The organism is Nostoc sp. (genome assembly GCF_036916975.1).
Lineage (GTDB): Bacteria > Cyanobacteriota > Cyanobacteriia > Cyanobacteriales > Nostocaceae > Nostoc.
In genome coordinates this window covers 122,091-128,619 of the sequence record NZ_JBALFF010000031.1, presented here as the reverse complement: position 1 = coordinate 128,619, position 6,529 = coordinate 122,091, and the positions used below count along the sequence as shown (strand labels likewise).

The following is a 6,529-nucleotide window of genomic DNA, read 5'->3' as shown; positions in this document are numbered from 1 at the left end:
TTTGTGAAAACAAGCTTGAATTTTTAAATCAAATCCATCTTTGCCTCCACCAAGTTGTTCACAAGCACCGTCTTTACCTAGGGAAATTTTGCTAAGGGACTTCCAAGAAATAAATTATTCAAATAAACGAACCACAGAGACAAGGCAGCGCGGTCTTGGGGGTTTCCCCCATGAGCGACTGCCGCGCAGAGAACGCAGAGAGAAGAAATAGAGAGAATTTTTGCGTCAGTTTTGGAACATTTTTTTATTTGGAAGTCCCTTAAGAATCAGAAGGTTCATCTAAAAACCTCTGATTTTCCACAGTGAATAAACCAATCTCACTGCTACCAATTAAGAATTAGAGGAAAGGGTATATTACATCTTGCACCTATCAAGATAAACCACTAATACACAAATATGAGCGTAAAAAAGTGACACCAAAAGTTAAAAAATATCTAAGAGTCCCTAACGCCTCTTGTCTCTTCGTTTAAGAAAGATAATTTAATCCGCCGACTTTCACGCGATAATGGCACTAAAACTGGCGCTTGACTTTGAGCATTGCTTTCTTTAAAACTTTCCACTATCTTAGATATTTGTGCAATTGTCGGTGCTTCAAATACGCTACGCAAAGGTAACTCTATACGCAAGGCATCGCGCACTCTAGAGACAAGCTGAGTTGCCAGTAATGAATGACCGCCTAATTCAAAGAAATTGTCATAAATTCCTACGCGTTTAAGTCCCAAAACCTCAGCAAAAATTTTCACCAGCACTTGTTCAACAGGAGTCCGAGGTGCAATGTAATTTTCAGATAATTGGGGCTTAATTGCATCATAAAATGCTCTTAAGGCGCGGCGATTGATTTTACCATTAGCTGTTAGAGGTAAAGATTCTAATATTACAAAAGCTGATGGCATCATGTAATCAGGCAGTTTTTGGGCTGTATAAGTCTGCAACTGCGGTACTAATTTACGCGCAGCTTTAGCTTGTAAGGGATTATTGGCGTAAGATTGCAAGGGATGAGAGTGAGCCGTGTTATGTGGAAAAGTAGTTCTCTTGCCTATTATATCTTGTCGGACAAAAACCACATCATAGCGTCCTTCAATACTTAAATTTGACCAGGTAATGTCAATTCTATAAGGTACATTTAGTGTATAAAAATCTTCTGGCTCTACTCCTAAATTTTCGAGTTCTTGCAAAGCTTTATGCATTTGACCTACAGTTTTAAAGCCTTCTACATTTAATAGCCATTCTGCTATTTTAACTGCTGCCATCACTCGCGCATTAGGCACATTGTCGATAGATAATCTTTCTGGTTGATTTTCAATTAAAAACTGACGCACTGCTGACACTGTTAAATTATCTTCACACCAGTTTAGCATTGAAGATTTTCCAATACTATTAATAGTTTCATCACCAATATGAAGAATCACATTGTATCGAAATTGAGTTAATTCATTACGATCGCGTCCCCGCAGCAGTTGAATTTGTACATGGCTAATCTGAGGAAAGGATTGCTTTATTGCACTAAAAAAAGCTGGGTCAATCACCAACTCTGTTTCTTGGAAAATTAGCATTTTAACCCGTTGCTGCAACTCGGAACGGGTGAGGGAAGGTTCAGCTTGATAGAGTTGCACTGACGCATGAAAAGCTTGCAATAGTGGCAAACTACGCACATCTCCTATGAAAATAAAGCCACCCGAAGCAGTCGCCCTCACAGCACTTTCTAATACACGAATCAGATAATCAATAGTAGGAAAATATTGTACAACTGAGTTGAGAATTACTGCATCAAAAGCTGCTGTTTCTACTTTCTCAAAGTCAGTAGCCATTTGCTGATACAGCTTTACTTGCGGTATTTCTTGCTTTTCTAACTGCTGCTGAATGTAGTTAAGTGAAACTGGGCAAAAGTCTGTTCCCCAATATTTAGTGCAGTGAGGTGCAATTCTGAACAGAATTAAACCTGTTCCACAACCAATTTCTAACACTCGCTTGGGTTGTAAAGCTAAAATTTGTGCTACTTGGTTATTCACCCACTCATGCATCTGCTCTATTGGAATAGGCTGATTTGTGTAACTACTGTTCCAGCCGATAAAATTGGATGTTGGATCTGAATCAGCAGCAGGTTGATTATAAGTTTCGTTATAGAGCATTTGCCATTGCAAAACCTGCTCATTCTGCAATTGCATTAATTGCACATTCTCCTGCTCCCTGCTGTATTCAGCTTTCGCTATCACATAAGCTACTAGGCGTTTTTCCTCTTCATCCTCACGACTGATTACTACAGTTTGCTGTACTGCTGGATGCTGAGTTATCACTGCTTCAATTTCGCCTAACTCAATGCGGTAGCCACGAATTTTTACCTGCTCGTCGAGGCGGCCTAAAAACTCAATGTTGCCATCTACTCGATAGCGAACTAAATCACCTGTTTTATAAAGTCGGGCTTTTAAGTTATTAGTAAAACTATGACAAATGAAGCATTCAGCAGTTAAATCAGGACGGTTTAAATAACCTCGTGCCAATCCATCACTACTTATATATAACTCTCCTGACACGCCAATGGGTATTGGTTGGAAATGTTTATCTAGGATGTAAACTTGGGTGTTGGCGATCGCACCACCAATTACAGGTGCTAAATTATCTTTATTCTTAACAGAAATATGACCAGAAGTTGTAACAACTGTGTTCTCTGTAGGCCCATAATTATTATATACTTGGAAACAGTGGGAAGCTGAAGGATATTGATTTAGTTTATCTCCACCTGTAAGTAATATTCGCAAAGCCGCATCTTCAGGAAAATCTAATAAAAGAACTTTTTCTGCTATAGGTGTTGGTAAGAAGGAAATTGTGATTTTTTGCGATATTAACCAATCTCGGAGATATTCAGGCGATCGCCTGATTTCATCATCTACAATATAGATACTTGCTCCAGCACTAAGGTAAGGCCAAATTTCCCAGCCACAAGCATCAAAGGCAACCCCGGCTATCTGGGTTACTCTGTCAAGAGATGAAACTGTAAAAGCTTTTTGATGCCAAAAAACCAGATTTAATAATCCTCTATGTTCAATTTGTACGCCTTTAGGTTTTCCTGTTGAGCCAGAAGTATAAATAACATAAGCAAGGTTATCTGCTGCAACTTCGCTATGAAGATTATCTTCAATCTCTTGAGCAATAATTTTACAATCTCTATCTAAACAGATTATATTTGAATTACTATTTTGCAAACGTTCAAGCCATCGCTCGTGAGTTAATAAAACTGATACTTGAGCATCTTCAAGCATAAACTTTAAACGTTCTGATGGATAGCTTGGATCTAAAGGTACATAAGCTCCACCTGCTTTCAAAATGCCCAACATCCCGATTACCATATCAAAAGAGCGTTCGACACAAAGCCCTACTAAAACTTCAGTTTTAACGCCTAATTTTTTTAGATAATGTGCAAGTTTATTACTACGGATATTTAACTCTTTATAGCTGAGTTTTTCATCGCCAAATACTAGTGCAATCGCATCAGGATTCTGTTCTACAACACTCTCAAATAACTGATGAATACACCTATCTTGAGGATAATCTAACTGAGTATTATTCCATCCAACTAATAAATTATCTAGCTCAGATTCGCTTAAAAGCGGTAATTGGGCAATTGGTTGTTCTGGATTTGCAACTATACCCTCAAGCAATGTTTGGAAATGTCCTAACATTCTGCTGATAGTAGCGTCATCAAATAAATCAGTGCTGTAAACTACAAAACCACTAATTCCTTCTGAGCTATCTACCCATAAACCATTTTGAATATTTGCCTCCCAGAGGTGGAACTCCAAATCAAAACGTGTTGTTTCCGTATCAAATGGTAACGGACTTAAAGTTAAACCAGTTAACTCTAATGCCGACATAGGCGCATTTTGCAGGGCAAACACCACTTGAAATAGCGGATTTTGATTCAAATTACGCTCTGGATGCAGTTCCTCTATGAGTTTTTCAAAAGGCAAATCTTGATGAGCATAAGCCCCTAAAGCTACTTCTTTGACTCGACTTAATAATTCTCGAAAAGTTGGGTTTCCTGATAAATCGGTACGCAGTACTAAGCTATTGACAAAAAAGCCAATTAATCCCTCAATTTCACTCCGGTTACGATTGGCAATAGGTGAACCAATAGCAATATCTTCTTGTTGTGTGTAGCGGTAAAGTAAAACTTTAAATGCTGCTAGTAGGATTATAAATAAAGTTACCCCTTCTTGCTGTCCGAGAGCTAAAAGTGCTTCGCTCAAACTTTTTGATAATTGCAGAGGTTGCCTTGCACCCTGGTAAGTTTGAACAGCTAGTCTTGGCCTGTCGGTTGGCAGATTTAATATAGAAATATCGTCTAATTGCTTCTGCCAGTAACCAAGTTGCTTTTCTAATACTTCCCCCTGCAACCATTGGCGTTGCCAGTATGCAAAGTCTGCATATTGGATTGTAAGTTTTGGCAGAAAAGAAGGCTGATTGTTAGCAAAGGCTGTGTAGAGTGCTGCTATCTCTTGAATCAGCACTCCAATAGACCAACCATCAGAAACAATGTGGTGCATATTCAGCAGCAGGATGTATTGTGTCTCATCCAACCGCAGCAGTTTTGTTTGCAGCAACGAATCAGTTGATAAATTGAAACAACGTTGAGCTTCTTGATTAGTGAATTGTCGTGCTTGTATTTCTCGTTCGTCTTGTGGCAGTTGCCGTAAATCTATTATTGGTAAAGTAATAGTTAGTGTCGGATTAATTAGCTGAACTGGTTGCCCTGACTGGATGACAAAATTGGTGCGTAAAGCTTCGTGTCGTCGCACAATTTCGTTAAAACTTTGCTCTAGCGCGGCTTTATTTAGCGAACCTGTTAAATGTAGTGCTACTGGAATGTTATAGAAAGGATTATTAGGGATTAATTGGTCAAGAAACCACAGCCGTTGTTGAGCAAACGAGAGGGGAAGATTTTCAGACCGTGAAATAGGTACCAGAGGTCTAAAGCTCTGGTTATTAGTACGATTAGTTGCTTTTAAAAATTCAATAATTTCTGCTTTTTTCTGTTGAATTTCTTCACGCAGTTCTAGTGTAAGAGTTCCTTTAGGCGCGTTACAAAGAAAATTTTCACCATCAATAAAAATTTGAATATCTAAACTGCGAAGATAAGACAATAACTCAACTGTATTCAAAATCATACCCCTTTGGAACAGTTGTTAGTTAATATAAACCAGAATCCAGAAGGAATATTCCTTGTTAATAGTTATTTTTGCCACTTTACACTGTTTATCAACTAACCCAGCATTTGTATCACAATTGAAACACTGTATAAATCATTCTTGGGAGTGAAAGTTGGATGATTCTAACTATAATATGAAGCTAAAAGCGGTTAACAAGGTATCACAAGGTTTAGGCTCATGATATTCATGCCTCATAATTTTCTACTTGTATGGCTGGTTCAACTGCTGTCTGTTGGGGTACTTGGCGGGGGAATCTATATTCTCTATGAGTGGTACGAACGAGAACTTGTAGGAACATCCTACTTAGTGGCTGGACTAGTAATGGTTCTGTGGACTTTTGGCGGTCGTTTTATCAGTTTGCCACTACTGCGCCGTCCTGGAGTGGAAGAACCCAAGTTTATGCGGAGCAAAACCGTGCAGCGTTTGCCACGTCCAGATGGAAGCGTGTTGCAAGTAGAGTTTTTTGGCCCTGAAGATGGTCAACCAATTATTTTGTCACATGGTTGGGGGCCAAACAGTACTATATGGTATTATGCCAAGCGACAATTGAGCGATCGCTTCCGAATAATTGTTTGGGATCTACCAGGGTTAGGAAAATCCGCCAAACCGAAAAACAACGATCACTCTATAGAAAAATATGCCCGTGACTTGGAAGCTGTAATTGCCATAGCAGGGGATAAACCTGTTATCTTGTTAGGGCATAGCATGGGTGGGATGATTAGCCTGACATTTTGTCGCCTGTTTCCAGAGCAATTACGGAGTCGGGTGGCTGGCTTAATTCTTGTAGATACCACTTACACTAATCCGGTAAAAACTTGTATCTTTAGCAATCTGGTACGGAAATTGCAAAAACCGCTACTCGAACCTCTGTTGTATGTGGCTATCGTGTTGTGGCCGATTTTGTGGTTAATGACTTGGCTCTCGTATTTCAACGGTTCGCTGTACATCACCGTCGAACTATCTGGATTTACCGGTACTGAAACACGCGGTCAACTAAGTTTTGCAGGTCTATTATCAGCATTGGGTTCGCCTGGTGTTCTGGCTCGTGGCACACTGGCAATGTTCAACTTTGATGAAACAGACACACTTGCAACTATTAACGTTCCTGTGTTGGTAATGTGTGGGGCTTCAGATATAGCGACAAAACCGGTGGCGAGCGATCGCATGAAAGCAGAATTACCTTACTCTGAAAGAGTCACCCTAAAACCAGGTGGACACATGGCATTGATGGAACAAAACCAGCAGTTTGCCGAAGCAGTCAGCACGTTTTGCGCTGGCTGCTCATAGCTCCCTGAATCACACATTTAGCATCCATCAAAAAATAT

2 protein-coding genes are annotated in these 6,529 nt (G+C 39.6%); one reads left to right on the top strand and one right to left on the bottom strand.

Annotated features, from left to right (window positions below):
- Window positions 1-434: 434 nt before the first annotated feature.
- Window positions 435-5,162, bottom strand: coding sequence for an amino acid adenylation domain-containing protein (locus V7K73_RS06205; protein ID WP_334878116.1), 4,728 nt, complete (start codon window positions 5,160-5,162; stop codon window positions 435-437).
- Between the two features lie 228 nt (window positions 5,163-5,390).
- Here V7K73_RS06205 and V7K73_RS06200 point away from each other — a divergent pair, with 228 nt between their 5' ends.
- Window positions 5,391-6,491, top strand: coding sequence for an alpha/beta fold hydrolase (locus V7K73_RS06200; protein WP_334878114.1), 1,101 nt, complete (start codon window positions 5,391-5,393; stop codon window positions 6,489-6,491).
- The last annotated feature ends 38 nt before the right edge of the window (window positions 6,492-6,529 follow it).

What these genes read in the sequence shown, in the direction of transcription:
- V7K73_RS06200 (WP_334878114.1), top strand. Translation starts at nt 5,391, where the DNA reads ATGCCTCATAATTTTCTACTTGTATGGCTGGTTCAACTGCTGTCTGTT.
- V7K73_RS06205 (WP_334878116.1), bottom strand. Translation starts at nt 5,162, where the DNA reads ATGATTTTGAATACAGTTGAGTTATTGTCTTATCTTCGCAGTTTAGAT.